Annotated in this window: 13 protein-coding genes; 8 read left to right on the top strand and 5 right to left on the bottom strand. The window is 60.6% G+C overall.

Annotated features, from left to right (window positions below; translation table 11 throughout):
- The first annotated feature begins 51 nt into the window (after window positions 1–51).
- The 3 genes from AC0IXS_RS10265 (at window position 52) to AC0IXS_RS10255 (ending at window position 2,201) form a co-directional block, all read left to right on the top strand.
- Window positions 52–621, top strand: coding sequence for a GNAT family N-acetyltransferase (locus AC0IXS_RS10265; protein ID WP_004888334.1), 570 nt, complete (start codon window positions 52–54; stop codon window positions 619–621).
- 123 nt (window positions 622–744) lie between these two features.
- Entirely contained in the window at window positions 745–1,614 is an 870-nt protein-coding gene (gene tesB / locus AC0IXS_RS10260; protein WP_057408052.1) for an acyl-CoA thioesterase II, read from the top strand.
- Window positions 1,611–2,201, top strand: a complete 591-nt coding sequence (locus tag AC0IXS_RS10255) for an HAD family hydrolase (RefSeq protein ID WP_161987357.1) — start codon at window positions 1,611–1,613, stop codon at window positions 2,199–2,201. The genes tesB and AC0IXS_RS10255 overlap by 4 nt, the downstream gene beginning before the upstream one ends.
- Window positions 2,202–2,617: 416 nt before the next feature.
- Here the strand turns inward: AC0IXS_RS10255 and AC0IXS_RS10250 are convergent, their stop codons facing one another.
- The 5 genes from AC0IXS_RS10250 to AC0IXS_RS10230 form a co-directional block, all read right to left on the bottom strand.
- Window positions 2,618–3,607: an alpha/beta hydrolase gene (locus AC0IXS_RS10250; protein ID WP_122437093.1), complete on the bottom strand. Its 990-nt coding sequence runs from the start codon at window positions 3,605–3,607 to the stop codon at window positions 2,618–2,620.
- 4 nt (window positions 3,608–3,611) lie between these two features.
- The gene (gene ypfJ, locus AC0IXS_RS10245; RefSeq protein ID WP_122669110.1) at window positions 3,612–4,502 is read right to left on the bottom strand and encodes a KPN_02809 family neutral zinc metallopeptidase; all 891 of its coding nucleotides are present in this window, start codon (window positions 4,500–4,502) and stop codon (window positions 3,612–3,614) included.
- A gap of 192 nt (window positions 4,503–4,694) precedes the next feature.
- Entirely contained in the window at window positions 4,695–5,981 is a 1,287-nt protein-coding gene (locus tag AC0IXS_RS10240; protein WP_471824528.1) for an MFS transporter, read from the bottom strand.
- A 369-nt stretch (window positions 5,982–6,350) separates the two neighbouring features.
- Window positions 6,351–7,436: a tRNA (uridine(54)-C5)-methyltransferase TrmA gene (gene trmA, locus AC0IXS_RS10235; protein ID WP_471824526.1), complete on the bottom strand. Its 1,086-nt coding sequence runs from the start codon at window positions 7,434–7,436 to the stop codon at window positions 6,351–6,353.
- Complete coding sequence (locus tag AC0IXS_RS10230) at window positions 7,433–8,728, bottom strand: NCS2 family permease (RefSeq protein WP_471824524.1); 1,296 nt, start codon at window positions 8,726–8,728, stop codon at window positions 7,433–7,435. The genes trmA and AC0IXS_RS10230 overlap by 4 nt, the downstream gene beginning before the upstream one ends.
- A 275-nt stretch (window positions 8,729–9,003) precedes the next feature.
- On the opposite strand from AC0IXS_RS10230, the gene AC0IXS_RS10225 reads away from it, so the two are divergent.
- From AC0IXS_RS10225 to cydB, 5 genes are all read left to right on the top strand, one after another.
- Window positions 9,004–9,546 (top strand): (2Fe-2S)-binding protein, encoded by a 543-nt coding sequence (locus AC0IXS_RS10225; RefSeq protein WP_025995647.1) that lies wholly within the window; start codon window positions 9,004–9,006, stop codon window positions 9,544–9,546.
- Window positions 9,543–10,532: an FAD binding domain-containing protein gene (locus AC0IXS_RS10220; RefSeq protein ID WP_057409385.1), complete on the top strand. Its 990-nt coding sequence runs from the start codon at window positions 9,543–9,545 to the stop codon at window positions 10,530–10,532. Before AC0IXS_RS10225 ends, AC0IXS_RS10220 begins: the two co-directional genes overlap by 4 nt.
- Window positions 10,529–12,730 carry a xanthine dehydrogenase family protein molybdopterin-binding subunit gene (locus AC0IXS_RS10215; RefSeq protein ID WP_471824522.1) on the top strand — a complete coding sequence of 734 codons (2,202 nt, stop codon included), beginning with the start codon at window positions 10,529–10,531 and terminating at the stop codon, window positions 12,728–12,730. The genes AC0IXS_RS10220 and AC0IXS_RS10215 overlap by 4 nt, the downstream gene beginning before the upstream one ends.
- Window positions 12,731–13,134: 404 nt before the next feature.
- A complete protein-coding gene (locus tag AC0IXS_RS10210) occupies window positions 13,135–14,574 on the top strand; it encodes a cytochrome ubiquinol oxidase subunit I (RefSeq protein WP_004884000.1) in 1,440 nt (479 codons plus the stop codon).
- Window positions 14,575–14,577: 3 nt separating this feature from the next.
- Window positions 14,578–15,585: a cytochrome d ubiquinol oxidase subunit II gene (gene cydB / locus AC0IXS_RS10205; RefSeq protein WP_025995645.1), complete on the top strand. Its 1,008-nt coding sequence runs from the start codon at window positions 14,578–14,580 to the stop codon at window positions 15,583–15,585.
- Window positions 15,586–15,603: the final 18 nt, after the last annotated feature.

Here is a 15,603-nt window from a genome sequence, read left to right as displayed (position 1 = left end):
ACTTCAACAGACTACACTTGCGCCCGAAGATGACGGTTACAGGGGAGATCGATGGAACCGATACTCAAGCTGGACAGCGCCCGATTGCTGATGCGGCAGTGGCGCGATGACGATTTGCCTGCGTTTGCCGCCATGTGCGCCGATCCGCAGGTGATGCGGTATTTCCCCGAGCCCCTCAGCCGCCTCGAAAGCGCCGCCATGATCGGGCGGATGCGCGGGCATTTTGCCGAGCTGGGTTTTGGTCTGTGGGCGCTTGAGCGCAAGGACAACGGCGCATTCATCGGCTTTACCGGCCTGGGCGTCGTGGGGTTCGACGCGCACTTCACGCCCGCCGTCGAGATCGGCTGGCGTCTGGCACGCGAGCACTGGGGGCTGGGTTTTGCCAGCGAAGCGGCCTGGACGGTGCTGGGCTGCGGCTTCGAGCGGCTGAAACTTGATGAGATCGTGTCGTTTACCGCTGTGAGCAATGAGCCGTCGCAAAAGGTGATGCAGGCTATCGGGATGCTTCACGATCCGTCCGACGACTTCGATCATCCCAACCTGCCGGACGGACACCCGCTCAAGCCGCACATGCTTTATCGCATCAATCGCGAACAGTGGCTCAATACCCTGAAACCCTGACTGAGCCCGCCGCCTTATTTCTGTATCATTTCACTTTAATGGTGCAGGCCTTGCGGGCCTGCCGCGAACACACCGTCCGCCGCTGCCAGGCGAGTGCGGATACGTTTTGTGCGAGGAATGAACATGAGCCAAGTGCTGGATGATCTGGTTGAGCTGCTGACGCTGGAACCTATTGAAGAAAACCTGTTTCGCGGTCGTAGCCAGGATCTGGGCTTTCGCCAGCTGTTCGGCGGTCAGGTGCTGGGGCAATCGCTGTCTGCCGCCAGCCAGACGGTCGAGGAGGACCGCCACGTTCATTCACTGCACGGCTATTTCCTGCGTCCTGGCGATGCCGGGCTGCCTGTGGTCTATCAAGTGGACCGCGTGCGTGACGGCGGCAGTTTCAGCACCCGTCGCGTCACGGCGATCCAGAAGGGCAAGCCGATATTCACCTGCAGCGCGTCGTTCCAGTACGACGAAGAGGGTTTCGAGCATCAGGCCTCGATGCCGCAGATCGTCGGGCCGGAAAACCTGCCTTCCGAACTTGAACTGATGCAACAGCGTGCGCACCTGATTCCTGAAGCGGTTCATGACAAGTTTCTGCGCCCCAAACCGATCGAGTTTCGTCCGGTGACTGCCGAGGACCCCTACAACCCGCAACCCGGCGAGCCAGTGAAGTATGTGTGGTTCAGGGCAGATGGCACCCTCAATGACGCGCCTGCGCTGCACAAGTACATGCTGGCCTACGCCTCGGACTTCAACCTGCTGACAACCTCGCTGAAACCGCACGCCAAGACTGTCTGGCAGCGTGACATGCAAGTGGCCAGCCTCGATCACTCATTGTGGTTTCACAACGACCTGCGTGCCGACGACTGGCTTCTTTACGCCATGGACAGCCCGTGGGCTGGCAACTCTCGCGGCTTTTCGCGTGGCAGTATCTTCAACCGCGCCGGGCAACTGGTTGCTTCGGTCAGTCAGGAAGGGCTGATCCGCCATCGAAAGGATTGGGCATGACACTGCATGACATTAGGCACTGGGTGTTCGACATGGACGGCACACTGACCGTCCCTGTGCACGACTTCCCGGCCATCAAGCGCGAGCTGGGTATCCCGCAAGACGCCGATATTCTCGGCCACCTCGCTGCATTGCCTGCGGCTGAATCCGCTGCCAAGCACGCCTGGTTGCTGGAGCACGAGCGTGAACTGGCCCTGGGTTCGCTACCGGCCGATGGCGCCGTCGATCTGGTTCGTGAGCTGGCGGCACGTGGTTATCGCCTGGGCATCCTGACCCGCAACGCCCGCGAGCTGGCGCACATCACACTGGAAGCCATCGGTCTTGCTGACTGCTTTGCGGTAGACGACGTACTGGGACGCGACGAAGCGACGCCCAAGCCCCATCCGGCCGGTCTGCTGAAACTGGCCAGTGCCTGGGAGGTGGAGCCGAAAAGGATGGTGATGATCGGCGATTACCGTCACGACCTGGATTGTGGACGGGCAGCAGGCGCGAAGACCATTCTGGTTAACCTGCCGGAGAATCCATGGCCCGAGCTGGCGGACTGGCATGCCGTGGACTGCGTGGCATTGCGCGGGATGTTGAACTGACAGACGGCCTCATCGTCCGCGCAAAACACATGCGTTTATCTGAATGAATGCAGAACCCGAGGGAGGCGGCTTGCCGGCGATTCGGTTTCTCAGGCGACCCTTGAGTGCCTGAACTGACGCCATCGCCGGTAAGCCGCTTCTTATCAGACACTCTGTAATTTACTGATGTGCACGCACGCTTGCTTCTGCCCGAAGGGCGTAGGAGCTCTCGGAGGTTACGACGGCAGCGATGGGCTGCGCAGCGGCCCTTAGGTTGCATCTGACGTACCGCGCGTGCAGGTTTTGCTGCCGGTTCCCGGCAGATCGCGGGCAAGCGCGCTCCTACAGTCCGGTATTTGCCGCGCGACAGCGCTACGTCGAAGACGTGGTGGCGCCTCCCAACGTTTTAATGGCGTCCACTCCTGGTCTGCTACCCATCAAAACGGCTTGAACAGCACCGCCTGGCCTTCAGGTGAGGTAAAGATCCCGTCGCCGTTATGGCCAACCTTGGGCACGACCACCAGACGCTGATTCAGGCCTTCAGGATGACGCTTCTGCAGGTAGCTGAAATAGTTCTGGCCACGGATCAGGCGATAGGCGCCCTGGGCTTCAGCTGCACAGGTCTTGTCCAGTGCCGGATGGTTGCGATCGGTGTCCAGTTCGCCCAGCAGGTAGGTGACGTCACGCTTCACGTAGCCCTTTTCGATGTCTGCCGGTTTTTCCTTGCCGGAATAGAACGGCATTTTGTTGAGGCCGTATTTCCAGTCATTGAAGTTGGGGCAAGCCTGCGCCGTCACGGGCTCAGGACGCTCGGCATCGAAATAGGCATAGGACGACGGGTTGGCGATCACGTAGCGCAGCTTCACGCCTTCGCGGGTCAGCAGGGCGTCTTCCTTGCCGCCGATCATTGCGTAGCGCTGCACCACCTGTGCGCCACCCGAGTGCCCGGCAATCACGATTTCCTTGAGGTTGGGAAACAGCTTGCTGTCGCTCAGGCGCTTGAGGATGTGGTCCAGCACCAGAAAGGAGCTGATGGGCTTGGGATCGCTGGCCGTCGCGCCTTCCATCCAGCTGTTCTGGCGCCAGCGCAGGATGTTGTCGGACAGGTGATGGGCAACGATGTCTTTCTCATCCAGAAACTGCGGCGCGATCAACAGCGTCTTGCTGCGTTCCTTGGACTGGTTGGCGGCCCGTTCGATGCTGCGCAGGTAGGTCTGGGCGTTGCGCAGGCGACCGTGCAGCACGATCACCACACGCTCGATTTTCGGTTTCGGATGCACCCATTCCTGGCTGAGCCCCAGCGTCGCCTCGGCGCCGTTGATGGCCAGACGGTCCGGGCTGATGGATTTAACCGCTTGATCCTCGGCATGAGCCCCGAGGCTCACGAAGGCAGTGCTTAACAACAGGACCAGAAGCGGTTTAATCATGTGCTTAGAGACTCTTGGCGGCGAAAGTATCGCATTGGGTGATTTGGCCTTGCGCAAAGCCGGTCTTGAACCAGCGTACTCGCTGGGCCGAAGTTCCGTGGGTAAAGGAGTCCGGTACGACGCGACCACTGCTTTGCTGCTGAAGACGATCATCGCCGATGGCGTTGGCTGCATTCAGCGCTTCTTCAATATCACCCGGCTCAAGCCAGTTCAAACGATTTTGTGCGTTATAGGCCCAAACACCTGCGAAACAGTCAGCCTGAAGCTCCTGACGGACCAATAAACCGGTGCTGCCTTCCATGCGCTGTCCCGACTTGCGGGCGGCATCGACCTTGGCGGAAATGCCGAGCTGGGTCTGTACGTGGTGGCCGACTTCGTGAGCGATCACGTAAGCCTGGGCAAAGTCACCCGCTGCGGAGAAGCGTTGCGACATCTCACGGAAGAAGTCCAGATCCAGATAGACCTGCTGGTCGGCGGGGCAGTAGAAAGGACCGGTTGCAGAGGTCGCAAAGCCGCAGGCCGAGTTTACCTGGCCGCTGAACAGCACCAGCGTCGGGTCCTTGTACTGACGACCGTTCTGGGCGAAGACTGCGCGCCAGGTGTCTTCGGTGTCGCCCAGAATGCTGCGCACGAACTCGGCCTGCTGATCATTGGCCGGTGGTGCCTGACGTGTCTGCGTGTTGGCCGGAGCGCTTTGCTCGGTCATCTGGCCGGTGAGTTGCCCCAGAATCTGCATCGGGTCCTGACCGGTCAGCAACCCGATGGCGACCACGATCACGATACCGCCCAGGCTCAGTCCCTTGCCACCGATGCGCATGCCTCTGCCACCGCCGCCGCTACTTTCACCACGTGCATCGACCACGTTGTCGCTGCGTCGGCCTTTTTTCCAGAGCATGTCGGATCCCTCTTCTTATCGTGCAATGAGTGTCGCTGGTGAAACCAATACGCGCCAACCTGTTCCATGCCAAGTGAAACACGGGCGGCGCAATGCGTGATGCGAGGTATAGAGGGTGGGGGAGACCGATTGGTTCTAAGAAGCGGCGCCGCGATACCGGTTTTCTGAATCCGGGCGGCGCTGCTCTGGGGCTCAGTGTGCTTTTGCGAGCGTGCTGTCTGACACTTCTGTAGGGGTGGCGTCGGCGAAGCGGTCCACCTGCCGCAGCGTTTTGAAGCCGGTCATCCAGGCGCCAACGACGCCCAGCGTGCAGACACCGCCCATGATCGCGGCTGGAATCGCACCGATCAGCGAGGCGCTGGTGCCTGCGCGGAATTCGCCCAGTTCGTTGGAGGAACCGATAAACAGCATGTTCACCGCGTTGACCCGGCCACGCATGTTGTCCGGTGTCGAAAACTGCACCAGCGCCGAGCGGATATATACGCTGACCATGTCCGCAGCTCCGGCGATCAGGAGCGCCAGGCACGACAGCCAGAATAACGTGGAGAGGGCGAACACAAGATTCGCCACTCCGAACAACCCGACGGCCATGAACATGGTCATGCCCACGTTGCGATCCAGTGGACGCATGCTCAGGTAGATGCCGGTCGCCAGTTCACCCAGGCTCATTGAGGCGCGCAGCATGCCCAGTCCTTGCGGACCCAGATTGAGCACTTCGTGGGCATAGATCGGCAGCAGCGCCACCACGCCGCCCAGCAGCACGGCGAACAGGTCCAGGGAGATGGTGCCCAGGATGATCGGCCGCGAGCGGATGAAGGCGATCCCGGCTGTGAAACGACCCCAGGCGCTGTCGCTCAGGTCTACCAATTTGCCTGCGTACGGCGTCGCGACACGTGCCAGCAGCAGGATCCCGGCGATGAACGCGGCCACACACACCGAATAGGTCAGCTCAGCACCGCCCAGCCAGTACAGGTAGCCGCCAATCAGCGGACCGCCGACGGTCGAGCAGCGCATGATCACGCTGTTGGTGGCAATCGCCGAGGCGAGTTGTTCACGGGGTACGATCTGCGGCAACAGGCTCTGCAGAGCAGGACCGGTGAATGCGCGGGCGCAGCCGTAAAGCATCAGCGCGCCGTAGATCAGCCGCAGGTCCTGCAGGTTCATGGCCGAAAAGACCAGCAGAATGAGGCCGCAGACCGCCTGAACGCCCCAACTGATCATCAGGATGACCTTGCGGTTGTAGCGATCAATCAGATCGCCTGCGGGCATCAGCAACAGCAGCATGGGAATGAACTGCGCCAGGCCGACATAGGCCAGCGCCATCGGCTCGCGGGTCATGTCATAGACCTGCCAGGCAACCACCACGGCTTGAATCTGCATGGCGAAGACCGCCATCAGGCGCGACAGGATGAAACTGATGAAGCCGGGCTGGCTGGACAGTTTGACGGATGTTGAAGCGGCGGGGGATTCAGAGCTCAAGACAGACTTCCATCGAAGCAGTGTGATCGCGTTACGGGTTATACCTCAGCTTATAGATAGGATGCTAACGAAAAAATCGATGGGTCTTATTCGGATGAGTGTTTGCTGTTGATGTGACGCGGAGCGTCACGGGATGCATGCCCACGCGGAGCGATGGGCACGATCAGTGGTGAGGCTGACTTGTGTATAACGACGAGCGCAGAGCGTAGGAACGATCATCATCGTATTCCTCCAAGAGGACTTGTGTATTACGCCGAGCGCGGAGCATGGGCACGATCGGCGTACTTGAAATCACCGCTCGTTCCCACGCTCCTGCGTGGTAACGCCTCTCAGGACGCTCCGCGTCCGCTGTTGGGGCGACGCGGAGTGTCAGCGCCTGACCAGCAACACACCCGATTCCATGTGGTGGGTATACGGAAACTGGTCAAACAGTGCACAGCGCTCGACCCGGTGGGTGTCGTTCAGCTGGGCGATGTTGGCGGCCAGGGTTTCCGGGTTGCAGGAGATGTACAGAATGCGCTCGAAGCGGCGGGTCAGCTCGCAGGTGTCTGCGTCCATGCCGGCGCGTGGCGGATCGACGAACACGCTGCCGAACTCGTAGCTCTTGAGGTCCACACCCTGCAGTCGACGGAACGGGCGAACCTCGTTCAATGCCTGGGTCAGCTCTTCCGCCGACAGGCGTACTAGCGTGACGTTGTCGACCGCGTTGTCTTCCAGATTGCTCAGCGCAGCGTTGACCGAGGTCTTGCTGATTTCGGTCGCCAGTACCTTGCGCACCCGAGTGGCCAGCGGCAGGGTGAAGTTGCCGTTGCCGCAATACAGCTCCAGCAGATCGTCACTGCGCTCGCCCAGTACGTCATACGCCCAGTCGAGCATCTTCTGGTTCACGGTGCCGTTGGGCTGGGTGAACGCGCCTTCCGGCTGGCGATAACTGAAGTTACGCCCGGCAACGTCGAGCTTCTCGGTCACGTAGTCATGCCCGATGACCAGACGCTGGCCCTTGGAGCGACCAATCAGGCTGACGTTAAGGTCGGCTGCCAGTTGCTCGGCTTCGGCCTGCCAGACCTCGTCCAGCGGGCGGTGATAACACAGGGTGATCATCGCGTCGCCCGCCAGGGTGGTCAGGAAGTCTACCTGGAACAGCTTGTGGTTCAGGTTCGGGCTGGCTTCCCAGCGCTCGCGCAGCACTGGCATCAACGCGTTGATACGCTCGCTGGCAATCGGCAGACCGTCGAGCAGGATCGGCGTTCTGTTGTCGCCCGGTGCGAACATCGCGTAGTAACGCTTCTGGTCTTCGCGCCACAGGCGGAACTCGGCGCGCAGGCGGTAATGCTCGCGCGGCGATTCGAATACCTGAGGTTCAGGCGCGTCGAAAGGTGCCAGCAGTTCGCGCAGGCGTACGGTCTTTTCTGCAAGCTGACGTTCGTAGCTTGCGGGGTCGAAAGGAACACTCATGCGTTGAACCAGCCCAACTTGATCACGAACAGGATCGACAGGATCACCAGAGCGGCATTCAGCTCGCGCCCGCGACCCGACAGCAGCTTGATCGCCGTCCAGGAAATGAAACCAAAGGCAATGCCATTGGCGATGGAATAGGTGAACGGCATCGCCAGTGTGGTAATCACCACAGGCGCGGCGACGGTGATGTCGTCCCAGTCGATTTCGGCCATGCCTGAGGCCATCAGCACCGCAACGAACAGCAGGGCAGGTGCGGTCGCATAGATCGGCACGCTGCTGGCCAGTGGCGCGAAGAACAACGCCAGCAGGAACAGCACGGCCACCACAATGGCCGTCAGGCCGGTACGGCCGCCGGCGCTCACACCGGCCGCGGATTCGATGTAGCTGGTGGTGGTCGAGGTGCCGAGCAACGAACCGGCCATTGCCGCCGTACTGTCAGCGATCAGTGCGCGGCCCATTTTCGGCATGTGACCGTCCTTGCCCATCAGTCCGGCGCGCTTGGCCACGCCGATCAGGGTGCCGGAGTTGTCGAAGATGTCCACGAACAGGAAGGCGAAGATGATGCTGACCAGACCGACGTCCAGTGCGCCCATGATGTCCAGTTGCATAAAGGTCGGCGCCAGCGATGGCGGCATCGATACGACTCCGCCAAATTCACTGAAGCCCAACGCAATCGAAGCAATGGTGGCCGCCAGAATGCCGATCAGCACTGCGCCTTTGACCTTGAGCTTGTCCAGTGCAACGATCAGAAAGAAGCCCAGCGTCGCCAGAATCGGTGCGGGCTGCTTGAGATCGCCCATGGTGAGCATGGTGACCGGGTGGCTGGCCACGATACCGGCGTTCTGCAGGGCAATCAGCGCCAGAAAAAGGCCGATACCGGCCGCAATGGCCGAACGCAGGGGCAAGGGGATGCTGTTGATGATCCACTCGCGGATGCGGAAGATCGACAACAGAAAGAACATCACCGCCGACAGGAATACCGCACCCAGTGCCACCTGCCAGGTATGGCCCATGTGCAGGACCACGGTGTAGGTAAAGAAGGCGTTCAGGCCCATGCCCGGTGCCAGTGCAATCGGGTAGTTGGCGATCAGGCCCATCACGGCCGAGCCGATGGCGGCGGCCAGACAGGTCGCAACGAACACAGCGCCCTTGTCCATGCCGGTTGCGCCGAGGATGCTCGGGTTGACGAACAGGATGTAAGCCATCGCCAGGAACGTCGTGACGCCCGCGAGGATCTCAGTCCTCACATTGGTGTTATGTGCCTTGAGTTGAAACAGCCTTTCCAGCATGTCTGGCTCCCCGTGACGCGGCCTGCGTCGTGAATGATTCAACTCCAACAGCAAAGCACAGGCTGCCCGGGCAGCCCGCGAAATGATGCGGGTCGGAAAAAGCCGCGCATCATACCAGCAGCCAAACACGATGGGTGCGCGTGGATGACGGCTTTTGGATGATCTGCACGCCTGTCTATCGCTGCCGAGAAACCCTGAACGTTGCAAATCATGCGAAGTCGTACCCCCTAAGACGCATAAAAATGCGCTGAATGAGTACCTACCGTGAGGTTTCCATGAATGCTACGAACCCGATTCCCAAGGATGTCGCAGGTCATGCGATCTCGCTGACCCTCAATGGGCAACTGCGTCAACTCGATGTACAGCCCTGGACCACCTTGCTTGACCTGTTGCGCGATCGGCTCGATCTGGTCGGCACCAAGAAAGGTTGCGACCACGGTCAATGCGGTGCTTGTACCGTACTGCGCGACGGCAAGCGGATCAATGCCTGCCTGACGCTGGCGATCATGTGCGATGGCGCCGAACTGACCACCATCGAAGGCCTGGCGGATGGCGACACGCTGCATCCGATGCAGCAGGCATTCATCAAGCACGATGCTTTCCAGTGCGGCTACTGCACGCCGGGGCAGATCTGCTCGGCCGTAGGCCTTGCCAATGAGGGGCGCGCCAGCACTCGCGCCGAAATTCAGGAACTGATGAGCGGTAACCTGTGCCGTTGCGGCGCCTACAGCAACATTCTCGCCGCCGTGGAAGAAGCCTTGCCGCAGTTTCACGACGCGACTCAGACTCAGACTCAAGAGCAGAAGGTGAGCGCATGAATCCGTTCACCTACAGCAAGCCGGCCGATATCCGTGCCGCCATCGACCTGAGCGGCCCGGCCACACGCTTCATCGCGGGCGGTACAAACCTGCTCGACCTGATGAAAGAGAATGTCGCCCGCCCCGAGCACCTGATCGACATCAACGATCTGCCGCTCAAGGACGTCACTGAAACCGCTTCGGGCGGCTTGATGATCGGCGCGCTGGTCAGCAATGCCGATCTTGCCTGGCATCCTCTGGTCGAACAGCGGTATCCGCTGTTGAGCCAGGCGCTGCTGGCCGGTGCATCGCCGCAGCTGCGCAACATGGCCAGCACCGGTGGCAATCTGTTGCAGCGCACGCGCTGCTATTACTTCTACGACACCGGCGTGCCGTGCAACAAGCGCGAGCCGGGCAGTGGTTGTCCTGCAAAAGACGGTCTCAATCGTATTCACGCAATTTTCGGCGCTAGCGATGACTGCGTCGCGACGCATCCGTCCGACATGTGCGTGGCCATGGCTGCGCTGGAAGCGGTGGTGCATGTAGAAGGCCGTGCCGGTCGCCGCGCCATCGAGTTTGCGGATTTCCATCGTCTGCCGGGCGATGCGCCGCAGCGTGACAACCAACTGGCTGACGACGAACTGATTACCGCCATCGAGCTGCCCGCTCCGCGTTTCACGGGTCACAGCACCTACCTGAAGGTCCGTGACCGTGCTTCTTACGCGTTTGCGCTGGTGTCGGTCGCGGCGGCGCTGGAACTGGACGGCGATGTGGTGAGCGATGCACGTCTGGCGCTTGGCGGTGTGGCCCACAGACCGTGGCGCGACAAGCAGATCGAGCGTTTGCTGATCGGCAAACCCGCCACCCGCGAATCCTTTGCTGCTGCCGCAGACGCCATGCTGGCTGACGCGCAGCCGCTCGAGCACAACGCGTTCAAAGTCAAGCTGGCGCGCCGGGCGATCATCCGCGCCCTGAGCGACGCGGCACTGGGAGGTACTGCCCAATGAATGTTCCTTTTTCCCCGATGGGCAAGCCCGTGGACCGAGTCGACGGCAAACTGAAAGTCACCGGCGGCGCACGGTATGCCGGTGAATACCCGGAAGACGGACTGCTGTTCGGCAGCGTCGTTTCCAGCACCATCGCCAATGGCCGTGTGCTGAAGATCGATACCTCCGACGCCTTGAAGGTGCCGGGTGTGGTTGCGATTCTGGACCACACCAACCGTCCTTCGCTGGCCAGCTATGACGAGAACTACGAGGACGCGGACTCGGCAGACGGTTCTCCGTTTCGGCCTCTTTATAACGACAACGTGCTGTACAGCGGCCAGCCGCTGGCGCTGGTCGTCGCCGAGTCGCTGGAAATGGCCCGGCACGCAGGCTCGCTGATTCGCATCGAATACGAGCAGCAGGCACACCAGACCGACCTGCAGGCCGACCTGGAGCAGGCTCACGACGTGTCGTCCAGCCTGCCCAAGCCACGTGGCAACTTCGAGGCGGAACTGGCCAGCTCGGCACTGAGTGTCGACGTGACCTACAACACGCCGAATGAATACCACAACCCGATGGAGCCGCATGCGTCCACGGTTCTGTATCAGGCCGACGGCAGTCTGCAGATCCACGACAAGACCCAGGGCACGCAGAACTGTCAGGATTATCTGCACAAGGTCTTCGGCCTGGAGAAAGACAAGATCCGCGTGCTGGCCGCCTTTGTCGGCGGTGCGTTCGGCTCCGGTCTGCGTCCGCAGTATCAACTGCCTCTGGCGGTGATGGCGGCCCTGCACCTCAAGCGTTCGGTGCGAGTGACGCTGACGCGTCAGCAGATGTTCACCTTTGGCTATCGTCCACGCACCGTGCAACGCCTGCGCCTTGGCGCTGCTGCCAACGGGCGTTTGCTTGCCGTCGGTCACGAAGCCATCGGCCAGACGTCACGCTTCGAGGACTTCACCGAGCACGTCGTGGAATGGAGCGGCATGCTCTATCAATGCGACAACGTGCAGTTGACCTACAAGCTGGTGCCGTTGGACGTCTACACGCCCTTGGACATGCGTGCGCCGGGTGCCGCGTTGGGCCTGATCGGCCTGGAATGCGCGATGGATGAACTGGCGTGTGCGCTGGCCATCGATCCTGTACGCCTGCGTCTGACCAATTTCGCAGATCGCAATGGCAACGAGGACAAGCCGTATTCCAGCAAAGAGCTGCGTGAATGTTATGCACAGGGCGCCGAGCGCTTTGGCTGGGAGCGTCGCAACCCTGAACCCCGTAGCATGCGCCAAGGCAGCCAACTGGTGGGCTGGGGCATGGCCGGTGGTGTGTGGGAAGCGATGCAGATGAAAGCCAGCGCCAAGGCGCGTCTCGGCTCGGACGGCAAACTGGTGGTCAGCAGCGCAACCACCGACATCGGCACCGGTACTTACACGGTCATGACCCAGATCGCGGCTGAAACCCTGGGGTTGGCGGTGGAAGACGTCACCTTCCTGCTGGGCGACTCTTCACTGCCGACTGCGCCGCTGCAAGGTGGCTCGTTCACCGTATCGTCAGTCGGCACAGCGGTCCAGCAGGCGTGTCAGGCCTTGCAGCGTCAGTTGCTTGAAGTGGCGAAGGGCATGTACCCGCAACACGCCTCGGCCACGCCGGATCAGGTGCGCTTTGAGTCGGGCAGCCTGCATCTGGGCGATCAGGTTGTGTCGATTGCTGAACTGGCGGCTGCTCAGGCAAGCGGTGTGATCGAAGTTCAGGTTGACGCCGAACCGGACAAGAAACGTGAAGCCTATGCGGCGGCCACGCATTCGGCGGTGTTCGTCGAAGTGCTGGTAGATGAGGACCTGGGCACTATCAAGGTCAATCGTGTGGTCAGCGCCATTGCGGCGGGACGCGTGGTCAATCCCAAGATGGCACGCAGTCAGATCCTCGGTGGCGTGGTCTGGGGCATGGGCATGGCCTTGCAGGAAGAGGCCATGGTCGATCACGGTCTGGGACGGCCGATGAACCACAGCCTGGCCGAATACCATATTCCGGTGAATGCGGACATTGGCGACATTGACGTGCTGTTCGTTGAGGAACACGACGAAATCGTCAATGCGCTGGGTTCCAAGGGCGTGGGCGAAATCGGCATCGTCGGTGTTCCGGCAGCGATTGCCAATGCCATCTACCACGCCACCGGCAAACGCATCCGTGAGTTCCCGATCACGCTGGACAAGCTGTTGTAGCCCATCAGGAACGCCGCTCGAAACGCTCCGCGCGCGCTGTTGAATGTGACGCGGAGCATGGGCACGATCGGTGTGCTCAAGGCCTGTGATCGTTCCCACGCTCTGCGTGGTAACGCCTCTCGGGACGCTCCGCGTCCGCTGTTGAGGTGACGCGGAGCGTCATTCCTGCCAGGTGAGTCATCCCGCCACGCGACAAAAGACCACACGGCTCAAGTGGCTGAATGGGACTACTCTTTACCTGTCGGTTGACCCGTGTCATTGCGCAATGACCGCTGATGTGAGCCAACCCGCCAATCCCTGCGTACGTCATCAGAACAAATAGAAAGATAAGCACTCCATAAACGTGGGGGCAGTCACTGTTGGTTTGCTGCCAACAGCCGGTTTCACCTGAGAGAGGAACACTTATGTTCGGTTTAGAGGCTATCGATCTCGCCCGAATTCAGTTCGCATTCACGATTTCGTTTCACATCCTGTTTCCTGCCATCACCATCGGTCTGGCAAGTTACCTGGCTGTGCTCGAAGGCCTGTGGCTGAAGACCCGCGAAGATGTGTATCGAGACCTTTACCACTTCTGGTCCAAGATCTTTGCCGTCAACTTCGGCATGGGGGTGGTTTCCGGTCTGGTCATGTCCTATCAGTTCGGCACCAACTGGAGCCGCTTCTCGGACTTCGCAGGCGCGGTCACAGGGCCGTTGCTGACGTACGAAGTGTTGACCGCGTTCTTCCTTGAAGCCGGCTTCCTCGGTGTGATGCTGTTCGGCTGGAACCGCGTCGGGCGCAAACTGCACTTTTTCTCCACCGTGATGGTCGCCATCGGCACTCTGATTTCCACGTTCTGGATTCTGTCGTCCAACAGCTGGATGCAGACGCCGCAGGGTTTCGAAATCATCGACGGTCGCGTGATTCCGACCGACTGGTTCGCGGTGGTCTTCAACCCATCCTTTCCCTATCGCCTGACGCACATGGCGATTGCCGCCTTCGTCGCGACGGCATTCTTTGTAGGCTCGTCGGCTGCCTGGCACCTGTTGCGTGGTCGTGATACGCCAGCGGTGCGCAAGATGCTTTCGATGGCGATGTGGATGGCGCTGATCGTTGCACCGATCCAGGCCGTCGTGGGCGACTTCCACGGTCTGAATACGCTCAAGCATCAGCCAGCCAAGATTGCCGCCATTGAAGGTCACTGGGAAAACATTGGTGACGAACCGACCCCGCTGATCCTGTTCGGCATTCCCGATATGAAGGAAGAACGCACCAAGTACGCAGTGGAAATTCCGTACCTGGGCAGCCTGATCCTGACCCACAGCCTGGACAAGCAGGTCCCGGCGCTGAAGGAATTCAAACCTGAAGACCGGCCGAATTCGACCATCGTGTTCTGGTCGTTCCGGGTCATGGTTGCGCTGGGCATGCTGATGATCCTGACTGGCCTGTGGAGCCTGTGGCTGCGCAAGCGTGGCACGCTTTATCAGTCTCGTCCGTTCCTGTACCTGGCCTTGTGGATGGGACCGTCGGGTCTGGTAGCTATCCTCGCAGGCTGGTTCACCACCGAAATCGGCCGCCAGCCGTGGGTCGTCTACGGCCTGATGCGCACCGCCGATGCTTCGTCCAACCACAGCTTCGCGCAGATGAGCATCACTCTGGTGCTGTTCGTGGTGGTCTACTTTGTACTGTTCGGCGCAGGTCTGGGCTACATGATGCGTCTGGTGCGCAAAGGCCCCAAAGCGTACGTCGAGCATGTACCACAAGGTGGTCCCGGTCAGAAACGTACACCGGCCCGTCCGCTCTCCGCCGCCGTTGAAGGCGCTGAAGATGGCGACAACGTTGACGCGCTCGGCAAGGGGAATTAAGCCATGGGTATCGATCTTCCGCTGATCTGGGCCGTCATCATCATTTTCGGCATCATGATGTACGTCGTGATGGACGGCTTTGACCTGGGTATCGGGATTCTCTTCCCGTTCATGAAAGACAGTTCCGACCGCGACGTGATGATGAATACCGTTGCGCCGGTCTGGGACGGTAACGAAACCTGGCTGGTACTGGGGGGCGCCGCGCTGTTCGGCGCGTTCCCGCTGGCTTATTCGGTGGTGTTGTCGGCGCTGTATCTGCCACTGATCTTCATGCTGATGGGCCTGATCTTCCGCGGCGTGGCATTCGAGTTCCGCTTCAAGGCGACCGACGAGAAACGTCACCTGTGGGACAAGGCTTTCATCGGCGGTTCTCTGGCCGCGACGTTCTTTCAGGGCGTGGCACTGGGCGCGTTCATCGAGGGCATTCCGGTAGCGAATCGTCAGTTCGCAGGCGGCTCACTCGACTGGCTGGCACCGTTCCCGATGTTCTGCGGTCTGGCGCTGATCGTGGCTTATGCACTGCTGGGCTGCACCTGGCTGATCATGAAGACCGAAGGGCCGTTGCAGAAAGCGATGCATGATCTGGCACGTCCTCTGGCGGTGGCTGTGCTGGTGGTGATGGGCGTGGTCAGCCTGTGGACGCCACTGGCCCACGCCGACATCGCGCATCGCTGGTTCAGCATGCCGAATCTGGTCTGGTTCATGCCCGTGCCGATTCTGGTGCTGGTGACCATGTACGGGCTGTTCAAGGCCGTGGCCCGCAACGCGCATTACACGCCGTTCCTGCTGACCCTGCTGCTGATCTTCCTGGGCTACAGCGGGTTGGGCATCAGCCTGTGGCCGAACATCATTCCGCCGTCCGTTTCGATCTGGGAAGCTGCCGCGCCGCCGCAAAGCCAGGGCTTCATGCTGGTCGGCACGCTGTTCATCATCCCGTTCATCCTCGGATACACCTTCTGGAGCTACTACGTGTTCCGCGGCAAAGTCACTGCTGAAGACGGTTATCACTAGTCCGAACAGAGGAGATTG

The organism is Pseudomonas sp. AC016 (assembly GCF_979253365.1).
Note: the sequence above shows the minus strand (reverse complement) of the source record. Positions and strands in the feature narration are given on the sequence as shown.